We start from the raw sequence: 17097 nt of genomic DNA, 5'->3' as shown, positions 1-17097 counted from the left end.
ACTTCCCTTCACTTCACGGGAGACCGCCATGCTTGCCAAGATCAAACTCACCGCCGCCTCGCTCTGCTGGAGCCTGTGTGCCCTGCAGGGCGCATCAGCCCAGCCCATGCCGCAGGTGGGCGAGTTTCCGAACCAGCCGATCAAGTTCGTCTCCCCGTTTCCGCCTGGCGGCGGCAATGACGCCAGCACGCGTTTCGTGACCAGTCGCCTCCCGGAGATCATTGGCCAGTCCGCTGTGGTGGACAACCGCGCGGGCGCCGGCGGCAACATCGGCGCGAAGGCTGTAGCCGAGGCCAAACCCGACGGCTACACGGTTCTTACGGGACAGGTGTCGCTGATGGCCGTGAATCCCTCGCTCTATGCCGCGCCGGGCTTCGATCCGTTGAAGAACTTTGTGCCCATCACCCAGATCAATGCCGCGCCGTTGGTGCTGGTCGTGGCCAGCAACTCACCGCTCAAAACCATTGCCGATCTGGTCGAAAAAATAAAGGCGCAACCTGGTCGCGTCACCTATGCCACGCCTGGCAATGGCACGCTCTCGCACCTGGTGGGCGTGGTGCTGGAAAAGGACAGCGGGATGACCATGACCCATGTTCCGTACAAGGGCGCAGCCCCAGCGATGACCGACCTGTTGGGTGGCCAGGTGGACCTGCTCATTACCTCCACCGCATCGGTGGCCGGCTCCATCCAAAGCGGCAAGATGCGCGCCTTGGCGGTGACCAGTCCGCGCCGCATCGGTGTGTTCGAGAAGGTGCCCACGCTGGAAGAGCTGGGCTACCGCAACACGACCTTTGAAGACTGGTACGGCTTCTTTGCTCCGGCCGGCACGCCGCCCGATCGCGTTGCCTATCTCAACAGGAGCATCGTTCGAGCACTCAACACGCCCGAAGTCACCAAGCTGATCACCGACGGCGGCAGCGCCGTGGTTGCCAACAGTTCTGCCGCCTTTGCCGCACAGCTGAAGGATGACATTGCCCGCTGGTCGCGCGTCGTGAAGCTCTCGGGCGCCCGTCTGGACTAGCACCTGCATGAGCAAGCCATTTCTCTCAAACCCAGGGAGCGCAAGCTCTACGTTGACCCGGCTGGTCCACGCCGCCAAGCAGCCGCAGTACGACGGTGGGCGTCCTGTGAACCCACCGCTGGTGCGGGCCAGCACCGTGCTGTTTGAAAGCGTGGCGCAGCAACAGGAGTTGCGCATCAGGCGCGACGGCGAGCGCTTGTTCACCTATGGGGCCCGCGGCACGCCTACGGTGTTCGCGCTCGAAGACCTGGTCTGCGAGTTGGAAGGCGGCTGGCGCGCGCGCCTGTTGCCTACCGGTCTGGCGGCCATCGCCATGACGCTGCTGTCCTACCTCAAGCCCGGTGACCATGTCCTCATGTCGGACAGCGTCTACGAGCCGGCTCGCAATCTGGCTGACTCCTTTCTCGCGCGGTACAACATCCGCTGCACTTTTTTCGCGGCCGACGGCAGCGATGTCGAAGAGAAGTTCGAGGCTGGTACGCGAATGATCTACGTCGAATGCCCGGGATCGCTGGTCTACGAAATGTGTGACCTGCCTCGCCTGGCCGCGCTGGCGAAGGCACGCGGCGCGTTGCTGGTGGCAGACAACACCTGGGGCTCGGGCTGCCAATACCGGCCGCTGGCCTTGGGCGCGGACGTGTCCATCATGGCGGCCACAAAATACCTGTCGGGCCACTCTGACGTGATGATGGGCACAGTGGCTACCACGCGCCAGGCCTGGCAGCCAGTGGCGGAACGCTGTGATGCGTTTGGAATGACCGTGAGTCCTGACGATGCCTGGCTGGTGCTGCGAGGCGCGCGTAGTCTGGCCGCCCGCCTGGCCATGCATGAAAACCACGGTCTGCAGGTGGCGCACTGGCTGCAATCGCGCAGCGAAGTGGGCAGGGTGTTCTGCCCGGCCCTTGCCGGCGATCCGGGCCACGCTCTGTGGCAGCGGGATTGCAAGGGAAGCAACGGCCTGGTTTCTTTCGAGCTTCAGCCGGACTACCGTCGTGATGCGGCCGAACGACTTATCGACAGTCTCGTGTTGTTCGGCATTGGCGCGTCCTGGGGCGGCTATGAAAGCCTGGTCGCGCTCGCAGACATGAATCGCGCCCGCAGTGTGGCTGACTGGTCTGGCTGCGGACAGGTGATCCGGCTCCATGTCGGGCTGGAAGATCCGGCTGACCTGATTGCCGACCTGGCGCAGGGATTTGCCGCACTGGCCTCCTGAAGCTTCGACAGCAGTGATCAGCATGTCTGGCGTCCGCGCCCTCACGCACCCCTGGATTGCCGGGACCCGAAGCCTGTGGCCCGGCGTAGCCGCGCCGCTGCTGATCATGCTGGGCGCGACGTTCCTCTCCGAGCATTACGGTGGGCCGCAACTGCTCTACGCGTTGCTACTCGGACTGGCCTTCCACTTCCTGCATGAGGACGAACGCTGCCGCCCCGGCATCGAGTTCTGCGCCAAATCGCTGTTGCGCATCGGCGTGGCCCTGCTGGGCGCGCGCATCACGCTGTCGCAGATCGGACAACTGGGCGCCGGACCGCTGGCGCTGGCCGTTTTAAGCATTGCCAGCACGATCGTGCTGGGCGCCTGGCTGGCGAGACGGCTGGGCTTGCGGACAGACTTCGGCCTGCTGTGTGGCGCGGCCGTGTCCATCTGCGGCGCGTCGGCCGCGCTTGCCGTGTCGGCGGTGATGCCAAAGTCGCAAGATGGCGAGCGCCACACCTTGGTGGCCGTGGTGGGCGTCACAGGGCTGTCCACCCTCGCCATGGTTGTCTATCCGCTGCTGGCCCAGCAGCTCGGGTTCAGCGACACCAGCGCTGGCATTTTTCTGGGTGGCACCATCCATGACGTTGCCCAAGTGGTGGGCGCGGGGCTGATGCTGTCGCATCCCACCGGAGACGTCGCATTGATCGTCAAGCTGGTCCGCGTCACGCTGCTGGTGCCAGTCGTGGCCGCACTGGCCTTCTACTGGCGGCGCAGCAGTGGGTACACAGCAGCAGGCGCGGGCCGGCGGGCGCCGCTACTGCCATTTTTTTTAGTGGGCTTCGTCGCCCTGGTGCTGGTCAACAGTACAGGCTTCGTTACGCCAGAGGTCACTGACGTGTTAGGTCAGGTCTCGCGCACCTGTCTGGTGGTCGCCATTTCGGCACTGGGCATCAAAACCTCATTGGGGGAACTGGTGAAGCTGGGCTGGCGTCCCATGGCGCTGATGATCGTCGCCACTTTGTGGCTTGCTGGCGTCGTGTTGGCCTATCTGTGGGTATTTAGGCCGTGAGTGCCGAACGCAGCCACGGCTCTCCGAATCGGATGAGCGCGCCCCTCAGGCCACCGCCATCGGACCTGCACGGGATCAATCTCGAGACCGTCCAATTCTCGATTGCGAGCCGCTATCGCATCTCGAATATGACTCGGGCGCAGGAGCCTATCTGGCCGCGCGCCAAAGCTGCAAGCGGGCTCGGCGCCCTGACTTCCGCTGTCATCGAAGAAGATTTCAGCAATGCGTACAGCCACAGAAAATGTGAGCATGGTGGCACGCGGCTTGCGTAGCCTGTGCATTCGGCGCGATCGCTTTGCAGACGCACCAAGCTGAACCGGTTGTCTCCTCCACCCCTCTTGGTGGATTTACTCCCGGGGCGCGAGCCCCGGGGGCTTTCTCGCATCGATCCGCTGCGTGGGTGTTGCAAGCTACGCTTCGCTTGCGCCAGGGGAGGGCTTGCGTACCCCTCTTGGCTTGCGCACTGCCGCCAGCGCACCGGCGAGCAGCGCACGGGTTCCGTCATGCGATCTCTTCTCTTCATCGAACTGCCCTTGGAGGTCGTCCAGGCGCTGCTGCAGCGCCGAACCTTGCGACTGGGCCTGCGCCAGTGCGATGCCCTGGGCGGCGAGTTGATCACGCAGGGCGCGTTCGGTCTGCCGGGCAGACTGCTGTGCATCGCGCAGCGCCTGACGCTCGGCGTCGAGCAGTTCGGCCGCGGCTTCCTCGCCGCGCACGCGGCGCTGCTGCTCCTTTGAAAGGTCGCCCTCGAGCTGCTTCGTCGCCTGGCGCGCGCGGTCGACATCGGCGAGCATGCGTGTCTCATGCGCGGGGCGGCCGTTCTGGAGGTTCTGGTAGCTGCGCCTCCGAACTTGCGGACCGTCTGGAGCGCGACCTTTGGCGGATTCCCATTCGCTTGAATGCAGCCGAGACTTCGGCTGCACTTGACCCCAAAGAACGTACATGACCCCAACCCATCCCTCCCCAACCAAGATGGCGCTACCCAGACTTCGTTTCCGCAGGGAGGGTGAGCGGCGGCCATTTCGACGTGGCGACCTGGCCATGGGCCGAAACGCGCCCCACGAATGCGCGATCGTCGTGTTGTGTGCCGGGGAGTCCGACGCACTGGATGGAAAGCTCCCTGTGAGGACGCTTCGTGGGGACGACATGGATCTGGCACCTGGTGATCTGGTCCTCCTTGCGGGAGTCGACACGCAGGAGTTCGGGCCGGGGCTCCATGATCTGCTGAGGTTCATCGACGCCGCCGCTGCCGGCTCCTGAGCCTTATTGGCGAGCGGTATCCAGCCGCAACGCGGTATTCGAAGCCTTGCCCTCTAGCCCACACAGCTCGTGCAGGGGGATGGCGTCGCGGAAGCGGGAGCGGCCGGACGCCGCGGAATCCGCGCTCAGGCCGCGAACGCTTCGCCGTCGGCGGCCTGCACCGGAATGTGGGCGCGCTCTTCCTTGATGAAATTGGCTTCGTCCACGAACACCAGCTTGGGCCGGTGGCCACGCACCTGCTCCTCGGGCACCAGGCCGAAGGCGGCGATGATGACCAGGTCGCCCAGCGAGGCGCGGCGCGCGGCCGAGCCGTTGAGCGAGATGATGCCGCTGCCGCGCTGGCCGCGGATCGCGTAAGTCACGAAGCGCTCGCCGTTGTTGATGTTCCAGACATGGATCTGCTCGTTCTCCGCCAGGTTGGCGGCCTCCAGCAGGTCTTCGTCGATGGCGCAGGAGCCCTCGTAGTGAAGCTCGCAATCGGTGACGGTGGCGCGGTGGAGATGGTCACATGAGGCCCCCATTGTGGGGGCACGTGTGCCCCTCGCCTCTGGCAGGCCAAGTAGACCCTGCCCAGGACGTTCAGCATCAGCCAAGGCGCAGCGCCAACGCTTCCTCGCCGTGCACGAACTCAACGCGGGGTTCACCTCCGCGCAGAAAAACTTCTGCCGCGCGGACTCCTAGGTGCAGGAAGGAATTCTCCGAGCCGGCGGACGCGATGGCAAGCGACTCGAGTAGCGCCGCAATCGACGTCGGGCTACCCCCTCTGATGTAGTACTTCAGTTCGGAAAAATACGAACGCAGCGCGGGGGGACTTGGGTAACATGGTGCTGTCACATTGGTTGACAACCAGATTCAATGATGCCAGGGGAGTTACGTCTTGCGGCTCACCAAGATATCGTTCGGGTCTTTCCTGCTGTGCATCGCGAGCCTGCTCGCGTCGTCGCTGACCTGGGCGCAATCCACCAGCGTCGTCGGCATCGTCGAAGGCGGCGCCACGCTGATCCGCCAGACCACGCGCTATGCGCTGGCCGAGGGCGTGGCGTTGAATGAGCAGGACATCATCGAGACAGCGCCCGGCGCTTTCGCCCAGATCGAACTTCCCGGGGGCGTCCTTGTCGGTATCGGTGAATCGACGCGGCTGATGATGCGGCCTCGCGTTGGCAAGGGGCTCGCGGCGCCGCCGCTGTATCTGCTCCAGGGCTGGCTCAAGACCAGCAGCAGCGGGACCTTCGGCTACGCAAGCCCCACCTTCGAGATCGCGACGCAAGCCGCCAACACCGTTGTCTACACGACCGGCGCGCAATACGAGGTGTTCGTCGAAAGCGGCGCCGCCAAGCTGACGCTGCGCGATGGCGCCCAGACGATCTCCCAACTGGCCGGCGGCGACTTCGCACAACGGCGTGAAGGTGCCACACCGACGGTCGCGCGGCGTGCCGCGCCCGAGTTCCTGGCCAAGGTGCCGCGCCAGTTCCGCGACCGGCTGCCGGCGCGCGGCGAGCAGTTCGCCAAGCGCAATGTCGCGCCCAAAGCGCTCGGCGAGATCGCCTACACCGATGTGGCCGCCTGGCTGCGCACCGAACCGGCGCTGCGTCTGCCGCTGCTGCCGCTGTGGCGCTCGCGTGCAGCCGCCGACCTGAGCTTCCGCGCGGCGGCCAAGGCCGAGCTGGCGCGGCATCCCGAATGGGAACCCTATGCAGACCCCGAGGGTTATGCGCGCCGCCTGGCCGAAGAGGCCGAGCGTCGGCGCGCGCGGGAGGCCGCGCGCCAGGCCGCCCGGGCCGCCGCCGCCGCTGCGGCCGCAGCGGCGGGCACCGGCGCCGGCTCGGGTAAACCATAGTGAACCGCCGCGTGTCCAGCCGCAACTCAGCGACTACGGACAGCCAGGACTGGAGAACCACATGCGCCTCTTATTCAAGTTCAACCTGATCTTCCTGGTCGTCTTCGTCGCCGGCGTGGTCGGCGCCGGCAAGGTTTCTTACGACCTGCTGCAAAGCAACGCCAAGGAGGAAGTGCTCAACCACGCGCGCCTGACGATGGAAAAGGCGGTGGCGATACGCACCTACACCAACGACCAGATCCGCCCGCTGCTCGAAACGCAGATGAAGTACACCTTCCTGCCCCAGACGGTGCCGGCCTACTCCGCCACCGAAGTGCTGGCGACGCTGGCCAAGAGCTTCCCCGACTACACCTACAAGGAAGCGACCCTGAATCCGACCAACCCGCGCGATCGGGCGGCCGACTGGGAAGCCGACATCGTGAATCGTTTTCGCACCCAGGCCGACAAGAAGGAGTTCGTTGGCGAGCGCGAGTCGGGTACCGGGCGCTCGCTCTACATCGCGCGCCCGTTGCGCATCACGAACGCCGCCTGCCTGGTATGCCACAGCACGGTCGAGGCAGCGCCGCGCACGCTGATCGACAAGTACGGTCAGGCCAACGGGTTCGGCTGGCAGTTGAATGAAGTGATCGGCGCACAGGTGGTGTCGGTGCCCATGGCGGTGCCGCTGGCGCGCGCCGAGCAGGCCTTCAAGGTCTTCATGGCTTCGCTCATCGGCATTTTCGTGGCCATCGGCATCGTGTTGAACCTGATGCTCTACCTGCTCGTGATCCGACCGGTGACGGCGCTGTCGAAGCTGGCCAACCGCGTCAGCCTGGGCGAGCTCGATGTCCCGGAATTCGCGACGCATGGGCGTGACGAAATCGGGACGCTGGCGCAATCGTTCGCGCGCATGCGTCACAGCCTCGATCACGCCATCAAGATGCTCGACACCTGAGGTTCACCGCGCGTATGTCCGCACCCATCCCATCCCATGTCGGTCCGTACCCGATCCGCGGCGTGGTCGGCTCGGGTGCGATGGGCATGGTGTACCTGGCGCATGACCCGGCCATCGACCGTCCGGTGGCGATCAAGACGATCCACCGTCGCCTGCTCGACTCGAGCGACGACGACCCGAGCGTGGCGGCGCGCTTTCGCGTGGAAGCCAAGGCGGCAGGGCGGCTGACGCACCGCAACATCGTCTCGGTCTACCAGTTCGGCGAAGACAACGACTGCGCCTACATCGTCATGGAGTACGTCGCCGGGCGAAACCTGCGCGATTACATCCAGGCTCCGCGCAAGCTCGAGGTGTCGCAGGTGCTGTGCCTGATGCTGCAACTGCTCGACGGCTTGCACTACGCCCACGAGCGCGGCATCGTGCACCGCGATATCAAGCCGGCGAATCTGCTGATTGCCGATGACGGGCGCTTGAAGATCACCGATTTTGGTATCGCGCGAACCGAATCGTCGAATCTGACTCGCGGCACTTCCGTCATCGGGTCGCCCGGCTACATCGCGCCCGAGCAGTACACCAACAGCGACGTCGACCGGCGCGTCGATGTGTTCTCGGCAGGCGTGCTGCTCTACCAGATGCTCAGCGGGACGACGCCATTCGTCGGCACGGACGACGCGATCATGTACAAGATCGTCTACGAGCCGCACAAGCCGCTGAGCGAGGTGACGAAGGACGCCGCGCTCGAGCCCTTCAACGCGGTGCTCGACCGCGCGCTGGCGAAGGATCCGACGCAGCGCTACGCGACCGCCATGGAAATGCGAACCGCGCTGCTGGCGCTCGCGACGGAGGCGGTGCCGGATGTGCTCCCGGCCGACATCCTGCTCGCTCCTCGGCTCAAAGGCCCCGAGGCGAAGCCGGCCGTTGGGAAGGTGCGCGACCCGTCCGCGCCCTCCAGGCCGAGCTCGACATCGGTGCCGTCGGTACCCGACCCGGCGACGACTCCCCTGACGCCCTCGAAGCCGCTGCCCGTCACCGGCCCGCCCTCGGTCCCGGTACCCACCGGATGGGACACCGCGGCGCTGGCCGAGGTCGAACGCGAACTGGCCCAGCATGTTGGACCGGTGGCTCGCGTGCTGGTGCGCCGCGCAGCGCGCGGGTTGACCTCGCTGACGGCAGTGCGCCATGCCGTCGCCAGTGCGATCGTCGATTTTGAAGCGCGCGAGCGCTTCCTGGCCAAGGCCGGTGCGCCGCGCAGCGATACCGCGGTCTCGGCAGCGGCCACCAGTTTCCAGTCCACGCAGGTCGGGGGCGAAGCGCCGAGCGGCGTGCCGATGCGTGAGGGGGATGTCGAGAAGGCGGCCGCCGCACTCCTTTCCTCACTGGGACCGATTGCGCGGGTCGTCGCCAGGCGCTGCGCTGCGAAGTCGCATACCCGCGAGCAGTTCGTCGCCAGCGTGGTCGAACAGCTCATGCCGAACGTCGATGCCCGCCGTGTGCAGGCCGACTTGTGGCGTGCCCTCGGCTGAACTCGAGCGCGCCGTGATCGAGCTGCGTGTCACGCGCCGACCCGGCGCCACCGAACCCGATGCGACGGCGCTTCCTCTGCCGCCCGAGGGCCTCACGATCGGCCGCGCCGTCGATTGCGGCCTGGTGCTGGCTGACCCGCTGCGCCTTGTGTCGCGCCAGCATGCACAAGTGATCGTGGCCGACCAGGCCGCGCGCGTGCGCTGCATCAGCAGCACCGCACCCTTGTGGGTGAACGGCATGCAGCTCGACCCGGGCGGCGAACGGGCCCTCTTGGTGGGCGACCGCTTGCGCATCGGCGGGTTCGAGCTCGCCGTCGAGCCCGCGGCGGCGGCGGCTGCGCAGCGCTCGCGCCTGGACCGCTGGTTCGATCTGGACGCAGCGCTCGATCCACTCGCTGCCGAATCTCCGCTGCCGGCCCTTGCACCTTCGGCCGAAGCTGCGGCAATCAGCGCGGTGGTGTCGTGGCAGACGAGCCGGCATGTCGTGCGCACCATCACATCGATAGCGCCGAGTGCGCCCTCGATGCCACCGGCACCGCCGCCCCTGCAGGCCTCTCTGCCGGCAGTGACACCACGGCCACCGCCCGCCGCGGCAGCCCATTCGCGTTCGGCAGACATGTCGCCGGAACTGCGTGAGCTTGCGGCGGCTTTCGGTCGCGGCGCCGGCCTTGGCGCCGAGGTAGCGCCGCTCACGCCGGACTGGATGGAACACCTCGGCGCGCTGCTGCGGGCCACGGCCGAAGGCACGCTCGCGCTGCTGCAAAGCCGCGCGGTCGCGAAACGCCAGATGCGCGCCGAGGGTACGCACATCACCCCGCGCCAGAACAACCCGCTGAAGTTCTCGCCGGACGCGACCGAAGCGTTGACTCGAATGCTGCAGCGTGACGCGAGCCCCGGCTTCCTCGACCCGGTGGCGGCATTGCACGACGCGCATCACGACCTGCTGGTGCACCAGGTGGCGATGGTGGCCGGCATGCGCGCGGCTGTGTTCGAGCTCTTCTCCCGGCTGGGTCCCAAGGCCGCCGAGAACGGGGAGGGGCCGGCGCACGGTATTTCACGCCTGCCCTTGCTCCGCGCCGCGGCCCTCTGGCATCGCCACCGCATGCAGCACGCCCAGTTGCTCGAGCACCTGGATGACGACTTCGAGACCATCTTCGGACGCGAATTCCTGCGCGCCTATGAAGCCCAGTCGCGCGTCAATGCCGACGTCGATCCCGCGCCGCCGGAGGATCCATGGCCGAGCGCGCGTTGACCGTCTCGCTCGCTGCGCTGTCGCAAACCGGGCGGCGCGAGTGCAACGAAGATGCCTTCGGCTATTGGGAAGGCGCCGGTTCGCTTGTCGCCGTTCTGTGCGACGGCGCTGGTGGGCATGGCGGCGGCCAGACGGCATCGCGCGCCGCCGTGACGCATGTGCTGGAAGCCTTCGCGCTCCATCCCGAGTTCAGCTTGAACGCGCTGCAGTGGCTTGTCCAGGGGGCCAACGGCGCAGTCGTCGCGCAACAGGTTGCCGGTACCCTGACTGCCGACATGCGCACCACCATCGTGGTGCTACTGCTCGATCTTCACAGCGGCGCGGCGCTCTGGGCCCATGCCGGCGACTCGCGCCTGTACCGCTGGCATGACGCCCGATTGCTCGGGCGCACGCGTGATCAAAGCCTCGAACAGCGCTTGCGCGACGCCGGCCTGAGTGCGACCGCCGACGCCTCGGGGCAGCTGACTTCGGCGCTCGGCTCGCCCGAAGGCTTCGACTTCGAGGTTCTGGAAACGCCGCAGGTGCTCGCTTCCGGCGATGCGCTGCTGCTGTGCAGCGACGGCCTGTGGTCGGCCTTCGACGATGTGGCGATGGCGCGCAGCGTGGTCGGCTGCAGTGGCGCCCAGGCCTGGCTCGATCGCCTCGAAGCGGGCGTGCAGCAAGCCGACCGCAGCGACCAGGACAACTATTCGGCGCTCGCGATCTGGTGCGCGGCGGGTTGAATTTCGAGCAGTTCGAGCAGTAGCGCCGGCTCCGGTGGCCAGGCCGCAGCCCTGGGAATGACATCGTGCGCAGCGGCGAGCGGCCACCAGAGGCTGGCCGGCTGCGACGGCCAGGCCTCGGCTGGCTTGAATTCCTGCTCGGAGTGCGGCGGCAACGCGGCTATAGCCGCCTCGAGCGCTTCGGGTCCTTCTGCTGCCGCGCCAAGCAGCGACGCGAGCCGTGCAGCGCTTTGGTCGGGTGAGGCCGGCGCGGCAAAGCGTTCGGCCAGCGTCAACGGAAAAGCGCGTCCGACACGATCGTGCGAAGCCACGATGATGCCGCACCAGATCTCGCCGGGCGCCGGCAGCGCCAGATAGCGCCACGGCGCGAAGGCGCGAAGGCGTTCGCGCAGCGCGGCGCCGTCCACCATCGTCGCGGCGAGGGCGAGGCCGCGCTGTAGCCAACCGTCCCAGTCGCCGCGCCAGCGTGGCGGCAGGCCACGGCCGACGAAGTCTCCGCGCGCGGGCAGCTTGCCGTACCAGGACACGCGACGCGACGGCAACTTCACCATGTCGCTTGCGGGCAGCGAAAACGTGCCAGCTCCCGGAGGGTCCAGATATCGGCCTCGGGCGCGCCGGATGCGCTCGCCTCGACGTCGAGGGTGCGTGTGTCGACGACAAAGGCCAGCCGCGCTGGCGCGCCCCGCTCGCCCTTCCAGTCGCCGCGCAACAGCACCCGAAGCCAGGCGAACGGACCTTCATGGACTTCGGCGCCGACCCCGGCGGGGCCGGGCGGCAAGATGCGCATCAGCACTTTCTGCGTCGACGCCGGTCCCGGCCAGACCAGTTCCTTGGAGCGTGTCGGGCCGTTTTCGAAGCGCAGCAGCTGACCATCGACATCGATGCTGAACTGCAGCAGCTCGGTATCCATGCGCTGCGGCGTGAGGCGCAGCTTGAGCTCGGGCAGCGGAGCACCCCCGGGGAAGAACAGGGTGCCGATCGCCGCCGCCTGCTCGAATGCACCCGGCATGCTCGCATCGACGGGTGAGCTGCGCGCCTTCCAAGGCCGGCTCGACGTGTCGACGCGTTCGCTCAACTGGTTGCGCCGGAACTCGTCGAACAGGCCGCCGGGTCCGAACAGGCGCGCGAAATCGGACGGTGCCATGTCGCGCGACGCGGCGGCGCCAAACGGGAAGCGCTCGCGCGTCAACGCGCTGCAGGTCTGCGCGAGTTCGGCCAGCGCGGCGTCGAAACTTGCCTTGGCGCCGCCGCGCGAGCGAATCAAGGTCCCGAGGCCGATGTAGACCTTGCGCAGCGCCACCGGCGCGCGGGCGGCCTCGGCGCGCAAGGTCGCGTCGAGCTCGGCATTGGCAGCCTCGTCGCGCTTGGCCGTAGCCAGGGCGTGAAGGCGGTCGAGCGCTTGCGGCCCGGCACCTGCCGCGTAGTCGCCGAGCGCACCGAAGCGGGCCCGAAGCAGGCCATCGAAGGCGGCCTCGGCCGTGCTGCCGCCCTGGGAGGTCGCGCTGAACTCGTCGGCCAGGCGTGTCAAGAGGCGGCGCAGCGGCGAATCGGGCGCCGTGAGTTCTGTGGCCTGGCGCGCGGCGCCATCCGCATCGGTGCCGGGCGCCAACGCAAGGGCATCGAGTTGGCGCGACCAGGCGGCGATCACGCGCTGGGCCTGGCGCTTGCCGACCTGCGCGGCGATTTCGTCGCGCCAGACGCGGTCCTTCTGCAGACGCCGTACTTCGCTGCCGGTGTCGCCGAGCACCCAGTCTGCCTCGTTCGCGAGCTCATCGAAGGTCGCCTCGAGCGCCGGCACGAGCTTGCGCCGCCAGTCGCCGGCACTTGAATGCTCGGGCATCGGCCCGGCGCTCGACGCTGCGAACATGAGGGCGCCGGCCGCGCCGAGGCGCGTCGGCAGATCCTGCGCCGGTTCGGGGTCGGAAACGCGTCGCAGCAAGCGCTCGTGCACGCGCTGCGCCAGCGGCAGCGCCGCGAGAGCGCTGCGCGCCGCGCGCACCCCGGCATCGTCGGAGCGCATCGCCTCGGGCAGCCCGCTGCGCTCGAGCAGGGTCTCGACATGGCGCGCCCATTCGACGCGTTCGCCGGCGCCGCTCGCCTGTACCAGCGCCTGCTCGACCCAGGGTCGCAACTCGCCGCGGACCAGCCGCGCCGGGCTGGCGAGCATCAATGAAGCGCGCAGCGCCTCGTAACGCGTCGCGCTGTCCTCGGCCTCGCGCAGGTCGCGGCGCAAGCGCTCGATGAGCAGCGGCGCCAGACTGCGATCGAGCATCTCGCGGTAGGCCTGCTCCGCCGAGCGCGCCAGCCGCGGCCCCTGGAACAGCCCGAAGCCAAAGCCGGCGGGCGGTTCGTTCGGATCGATGCCATCGTTCGCGGCCAGGCGCTCGAGCAGCGAATAGAGCGGCAACACCTGCTCGAGGCTTGCCGACTCCAGCGAGCCGATGCGCTCGGTCAACTGCTCGACGCGCGTGCGCACCGTGTCGACATAGTCGAGGTTGCGCCGGTAGCTCTGCCACCACAGGGCAGATGCGGCGAGCAGAGCGGCGCCGGCAAAGCCGGCGCCGAACACGGCGGCTCGCCGACGCAAACGCAGCCGCTCCAGCCGCTGACCTGCCAGCGGCGCTTCGGCGATCACCAGGCGCTTCAGCAGCGAGTTCAGGAAGAACGATTTGCCGCCGGCGTCGGGTCGCGGCAGCGGCTTCAGCGCCAGGCCGTGGCTGCGTGCGAGTTCGCCGATCACCCGGTCGATCGGATTGCCCTCCTGGGTGCCGCTCGTCAGCGCGATCGAGCGCAGGCGCTGCGCCGGTTCGGCGGCAATGCCGGCGAAGGCCTTGCGCACAAATCCTTCGAGAGGTGCGAGCAGGGCTTCGAACTGTGCCGCGAAGGCGTAGATCGGCAGGCGGCGCTGCGGTGTGCGTTCATGCTGCAGCGCCTCGGGGCCGCGCCGTGCCAGGCGCTGCGCGAGGTCGGCCAGGCGCGGCGCGAGATCGACCGGGATGCCGGCGACATCGGCGTCGAACACCAGGCCCCAGAGGTGCTCGCGTTGCGCGGCGTCGAGATCGCCGAAGGTTTCGACAAAGCCGGCGAGCAGGTCGGCCTTGGTCACCAGCAGATAGAGCGGAAAGGCGAGATCGAGCTCGCGGCGCAGTTCGTCCAGGCGCGCCGCGACCGCAGCCGCCTGGCGCGCGAGTTCCGCGCCGCCGTGCAGCAGGTCGGGCACGCTGACGCTAATGATCACACCATTGATCGGCTGCACCGGCCGGTGCCGGCGCAGCAGCGCGAGGAATTGCTGCCATTCCCGGGCGTCGGCCGCGGCGTCACTGTCCTGTGTCGTGTAGCGTCCCGCAGTATCGATGAACACGGCGTCCTTGCTGAACCACCAGTCGCATTGACGTGTGCCGCCGGTACCCGCGAGCGGGTCGCGCCCGAGCCGTTCGGCGAGCGGAAAGCGCAGACCCGAATGCAACAGCGCCGTGGTCTTGCCGCCCCCGGGCGCACCGATGATCAAGTACCAGGGCAGCTGCTGCACCTGTCGCCGGCTCTGCCACCAGCGCTGGGTACCCTTCGCCTCGATGCCCTGCCGCAGCATCGCGAGCGCCTGGCGGAAGCGCTGGCTCAGTTCGGGGCTGGCATCGCCGGATTCGAGGCCCTTCAGCAGGCGCTCGTTGCGCCGCCGGGCCAGCAGCACCCGCAGCCCGCCCAGACCGAGCAGCAGGAGCGCGACCAGCGCCAGCAAGGCGACGCGTGTGCGCATGTCGTCGAAGGGATGCCAGTTGCCGAAGGCGAGCAGCGGTGCCGCGAACCACAGCAGGGCGCCTGCCGCGCCGAGGTTCACGGCGCTTTGCACGAAGCGGGTCGACGCCTTCATTCCGGGAACAGGACGATCTCGACCCGGCGCAGCGGCTTGCCGGCCGTGGCGTCGACGCGGGCCTCGACCGCGAGCCGCGCATCGCCGAGTTGCGGCCGCAAGACGTCGGCGGCGCCGCGCGCCCATTCCATCGCCTGATGCCAGGCCGAGGGCGTGCGGGCCGTCGGAGGATCGCTGCCATCGGTGTAGCCGACGACAAGTACCTTGCCCGGCAGCTTCGCGAGCGCTGCGCCGAGGCGCGTCAACGGGCCAGTGGCGTCGCCCAGCGCGTCGGCACTGACCACGACCACGCTGCGCAGCGCCTCGTCGCGGACCGACAACCGGCCGGCGTCGATGTCGTCACGCAGGTTCGGGGCCAGCCGCGGCGGCGCCGTCGGCGTGCCCGCCACTGGCACCGCCGTGGCGGTGCTTGCCGGCACGAGTTGCTGCAAGGACGCCAGCACGCCGTCGACGCGCGCCGCAAGCTGCAGCTGGCCGGCGCTGTAGACGCCCAAGGCCAGCACGCCGAGCAGCAGGACCGCCGGCAACGCGACGCGTGGCGCCCGCGGCGGGCTGGCGGCCGCTGCCGCGCAGTGCCAGGGGGCGACCAACGCCGGAACCGGCGCCACCTGCTGCAGCGCGAGGTGCACGCGTGTGCGCAGGGATTCGTGTTCGCGGTTGTCGAGGACCATGCGCGCGCGCAGCCCGAGACTCAGGCAGGTGTGGAAGAGTTCGAGCAGCGCGCGGTACTCGCGCGGCTTTTCGGCGAGCCGCGTCAGCAGGCGCAACAGCTTGTCGCCGCCGTCGGCTTCGCCGTGAAAGCGCTGCAGCAGTCCGGCGCCTTGCGCACCCCAGGGCGCCGAGCCGAACTGCTCGTCGCCCCAGGCACAGAGCACGTAGCTCGCGGCCGCGATGCCGGCCTCTTCGACGCCTGCCGCGCGTGCATCCGCTTCGAAACGGTTCACCGCTGCAGCCAGCGTGCTGCGCAGCGCGGCCGGGTCGGCGGGCGTCGCGTCTCGCAAGCCGGCCATCAATGCCACGAGGGGGAGCGCCTGGGCGCGCAACGCACGCGCAGCGGCCGGCTCGTCGACGCCGTCCGGCCCGCCGAAAGCCGGCGATGCGGGCGCGGCGCCGGGCCGCTTCACTTCGCCCACCCCATGAGCAGTTGGCGCGCCTGTGCGTCGACGCGCGCGCGCGGCGCCAGCGTCCCGACGGGCAAGGGCAGGATGGCACGCCACTGCGAGTGCTCGATTTCCCGGAACGCACCGAACACCGCGACGGCACGCGCGTCGCCGCTCAGCTCGAGGGCCAGCTCGCGCGCTTCGCCAGGGCGCAGGTGCAGACTCTGGCGCACGAGCACATTCGACCCGAGGGTCGCCTCGTCATCGTCGTAGAGGCTGTCGAAACTCGCCTTCTCGAATCCGCTCGCATCGCGCAATACATAAACCCGCAGCGCCAGCGAGGCCGACGCGTTGCGTGCATCGGTGTTCAAGCTGCGCTGCGCCTGCACGAGCAACTGCAGGTTGCGTTTGGGCCCGGCCAGTACCGGTGCCGCACCGGGATTGAACATGAAATTCACGACCATCGAGGTGTTCACCCAGGGGATCTGGCGCTGAGCGGTGTCGCGCAGCACCTTGATGCGTACCGCCTTCATCATTTCCTCGACCTCGACGCCCATGGAGCGCAGCTCGGTGGCGAGGTGGCGCGTATAGATGCTGTTGCCCCCGATCGGGCCGTCCTCGGCGACCCCGCCGGGGGCTGCAGAGAAAGCAATGAGGGCACCCGGCGCCGCCATCTCGGCCAGGCCGTTGGCGTTGCGCGATCGCCTGCGCGCCGCGAAGGGGTCGTTGCGGCAGGCGTCGATGATGAAGATGCGGGCGCGTGGACGCACCCGGTCGACATGCGCGAGCAGCGCTTCGTGCATGTCGATGGCCTCGTCGCGCACTTCGGCCTCGTCGCGCAGCGCGATATCGACCGGCAGCAGGTAGTTGCGCCCGCCGATCTGTACGCCGTGACCGGCGTAGTAGAAAACCGATGCAACCTGATCGTCGTCCATGCGGCGCGCGAATTCCCGCAGCACGCGCTTGAAGTCGCGGGCATTGAGATTGAGGTATTCGCCCACTTCGAAGTCGAGGGAACGCAAGGTCTGCGCGACCAGGCGAGCGTCGTGCTCGGGATTGTTCAGCGGAATTTCAGGGTATCGACCGTTGCCGATCACGAGTGCGACTCGGCGTTGCCTGGGGGCTTCGACCTTGGCCTGCGACTGAGCGTGGCAGACCCCGCTCCACAGCACAGGGACGAGGCCGAGGCAGGCAAGAAGGCGACGGCGACTCATTGGAGTACCTTCGCCTTCGGCTGCGGTGCTATTCGACTTGGGAGCGGCCTGGCGTCTCATGTGTGAAGCCCTCCACTGGCGATCGCATCCCATTCTCGGCGC

Annotated in this window: 14 protein-coding genes; 8 read left to right on the top strand and 6 right to left on the bottom strand. The window is 68.1% G+C overall.

Annotated features, from left to right (window positions below; all coding sequences use genetic code 11):
- Nucleotides 1–28: 28 nt before the first annotated feature.
- The 3 genes from ACSQ9I_RS34895 to ACSQ9I_RS34885 are packed head-to-tail and all read left to right on the top strand — an operon-like array spanning nucleotide 29 to nucleotide 3285.
- Nucleotides 29–1021 (top strand): Bug family tripartite tricarboxylate transporter substrate binding protein, encoded by a 993-nt coding sequence (locus ACSQ9I_RS34895; RefSeq protein WP_436316554.1) that lies wholly within the window; start codon nucleotides 29–31, stop codon nucleotides 1019–1021.
- Between the two features lie 7 nt (nucleotides 1022–1028).
- Nucleotides 1029–2234 carry a cystathionine beta-lyase gene (gene metC / locus ACSQ9I_RS34890; protein ID WP_436316553.1) on the top strand — a complete coding sequence of 402 codons (1206 nt, stop codon included), beginning with the start codon at nucleotides 1029–1031 and terminating at the stop codon, nucleotides 2232–2234.
- A gap of 22 nt (nucleotides 2235–2256) precedes the next feature.
- Entirely contained in the window at nucleotides 2257–3285 is a 1029-nt protein-coding gene (locus ACSQ9I_RS34885; protein ID WP_436316551.1) for a YeiH family protein, read from the top strand.
- 410 nt (nucleotides 3286–3695) lie between these two features.
- On the opposite strand, the gene ACSQ9I_RS34880 is transcribed toward ACSQ9I_RS34885, so the two are convergent.
- Both ACSQ9I_RS34880 and panD read right to left on the bottom strand, forming a co-directional pair.
- Entirely contained in the window at nucleotides 3696–4079 is a 384-nt protein-coding gene (locus ACSQ9I_RS34880; protein WP_436316550.1) for a hypothetical protein, read from the bottom strand.
- Nucleotides 4080–4670: 591 nt separating this feature from the next.
- On the bottom strand, nucleotides 4671–5066 hold the full coding sequence (gene panD, locus ACSQ9I_RS34875) for an aspartate 1-decarboxylase (protein WP_436316549.1): 396 nt from the start codon (nucleotides 5064–5066) through the stop codon (nucleotides 4671–4673).
- A 356-nt stretch (nucleotides 5067–5422) separates the two neighbouring features.
- Here panD and ACSQ9I_RS34870 point away from each other — a divergent pair, with 356 nt between their 5' ends.
- The 5 genes from ACSQ9I_RS34870 (at nucleotide 5423) to ACSQ9I_RS34850 (ending at nucleotide 10813) form a co-directional block, all read left to right on the top strand.
- Nucleotides 5423–6382: a hypothetical protein gene (locus tag ACSQ9I_RS34870; protein ID WP_436316548.1), complete on the top strand. Its 960-nt coding sequence runs from the start codon at nucleotides 5423–5425 to the stop codon at nucleotides 6380–6382.
- A gap of 61 nt (nucleotides 6383–6443) precedes the next feature.
- Nucleotides 6444–7316: a c-type heme family protein gene (locus ACSQ9I_RS34865; RefSeq protein ID WP_436292855.1), complete on the top strand. Its 873-nt coding sequence runs from the start codon at nucleotides 6444–6446 to the stop codon at nucleotides 7314–7316.
- Nucleotides 7317–7330: 14 nt separating this feature from the next.
- A complete protein-coding gene (locus ACSQ9I_RS34860) occupies nucleotides 7331–8839 on the top strand; it encodes a protein kinase domain-containing protein (protein WP_436316547.1) in 1509 nt (502 codons plus the stop codon).
- Entirely contained in the window at nucleotides 8826–10091 is a 1266-nt protein-coding gene (gene tagH / locus ACSQ9I_RS34855) for a type VI secretion system-associated FHA domain protein TagH (RefSeq protein ID WP_436316546.1), read from the top strand. Before ACSQ9I_RS34860 ends, tagH begins: the two co-directional genes overlap by 14 nt.
- On the top strand, nucleotides 10073–10813 hold the full coding sequence (locus ACSQ9I_RS34850) for a PP2C family protein-serine/threonine phosphatase (protein ID WP_436292858.1): 741 nt from the start codon (nucleotides 10073–10075) through the stop codon (nucleotides 10811–10813). The genes tagH and ACSQ9I_RS34850 overlap by 19 nt, the downstream gene beginning before the upstream one ends.
- Here ACSQ9I_RS34850 and tagF read toward each other — a convergent pair.
- The 4 genes from tagF to tssJ are packed head-to-tail and all read right to left on the bottom strand — an operon-like array spanning nucleotide 10777 to nucleotide 16995.
- On the bottom strand, nucleotides 10777–11364 hold the full coding sequence (tagF, locus tag ACSQ9I_RS34845; protein WP_436306504.1) for a type VI secretion system-associated protein TagF: 588 nt from the start codon (nucleotides 11362–11364) through the stop codon (nucleotides 10777–10779). The two genes, ACSQ9I_RS34850 and tagF, sit on opposite strands and share 37 nt — an antisense overlap.
- Entirely contained in the window at nucleotides 11358–14681 is a 3324-nt protein-coding gene (tssM, locus tag ACSQ9I_RS34840) for a type VI secretion system membrane subunit TssM (RefSeq protein ID WP_436316545.1), read from the bottom strand. Before tssM ends, tagF begins: the two co-directional genes overlap by 7 nt.
- On the bottom strand, nucleotides 14678–15805 hold the full coding sequence (locus tag ACSQ9I_RS34835; RefSeq protein WP_436316544.1) for a DotU/TssL family secretion system protein: 1128 nt from the start codon (nucleotides 15803–15805) through the stop codon (nucleotides 14678–14680). Before ACSQ9I_RS34835 ends, tssM begins: the two co-directional genes overlap by 4 nt.
- Nucleotides 15802–16995, bottom strand: coding sequence for a type VI secretion system lipoprotein TssJ (gene tssJ / locus ACSQ9I_RS34830; protein WP_436316543.1), 1194 nt, complete (start codon nucleotides 16993–16995; stop codon nucleotides 15802–15804). The genes ACSQ9I_RS34835 and tssJ overlap by 4 nt, the downstream gene beginning before the upstream one ends.
- Nucleotides 16996–17097 lie beyond the last annotated feature (102 nt).

Source organism: Variovorax sp. LjRoot84 (assembly GCF_964254305.1).
Taxonomy (GTDB): domain Bacteria; phylum Pseudomonadota; class Gammaproteobacteria; order Burkholderiales; family Burkholderiaceae_C; genus Variovorax.
The sequence above is the reverse complement of the archived record's forward strand: the minus strand, read 5'-3'. Positions and strand labels throughout refer to the sequence as shown.

Bases quoted from the DNA above. Each gene is read 5' to 3' on its own strand.
- ACSQ9I_RS34895 (WP_436316554.1), top strand. From the start codon at position 29: ATGCTTGCCAAGATCAAACTCACCGCCGCCTCGCTCTGCTGGAGCCTG.
- metC (WP_436316553.1), top strand. From the start codon at position 1,029: ATGAGCAAGCCATTTCTCTCAAACCCAGGGAGCGCAAGCTCTACGTTG.
- ACSQ9I_RS34885 (WP_436316551.1), top strand. From the start codon at position 2,257: ATGTCTGGCGTCCGCGCCCTCACGCACCCCTGGATTGCCGGGACCCGA.
- ACSQ9I_RS34880 (WP_436316550.1), bottom strand. From the start codon at position 4,079: ATGCTCGCCGATGTCGACCGCGCGCGCCAGGCGACGAAGCAGCTCGAG.
- panD (WP_436316549.1), bottom strand. From the start codon at position 5,066: ATGGGGGCCTCATGTGACCATCTCCACCGCGCCACCGTCACCGATTGC.
- ACSQ9I_RS34865 (WP_436292855.1), top strand. From the start codon at position 6,444: ATGCGCCTCTTATTCAAGTTCAACCTGATCTTCCTGGTCGTCTTCGTC.
- ACSQ9I_RS34860 (WP_436316547.1), top strand. From the start codon at position 7,331: ATGTCCGCACCCATCCCATCCCATGTCGGTCCGTACCCGATCCGCGGC.
- ACSQ9I_RS34850 (WP_436292858.1), top strand. From the start codon at position 10,073: ATGGCCGAGCGCGCGTTGACCGTCTCGCTCGCTGCGCTGTCGCAAACC.
- tagF (WP_436306504.1), bottom strand. From the start codon at position 11,364: ATGGTGAAGTTGCCGTCGCGTCGCGTGTCCTGGTACGGCAAGCTGCCC.
- tssM (WP_436316545.1), bottom strand. From the start codon at position 14,681: ATGAAGGCGTCGACCCGCTTCGTGCAAAGCGCCGTGAACCTCGGCGCG.
- tssJ (WP_436316543.1), bottom strand. From the start codon at position 16,995: ATGAGTCGCCGTCGCCTTCTTGCCTGCCTCGGCCTCGTCCCTGTGCTG.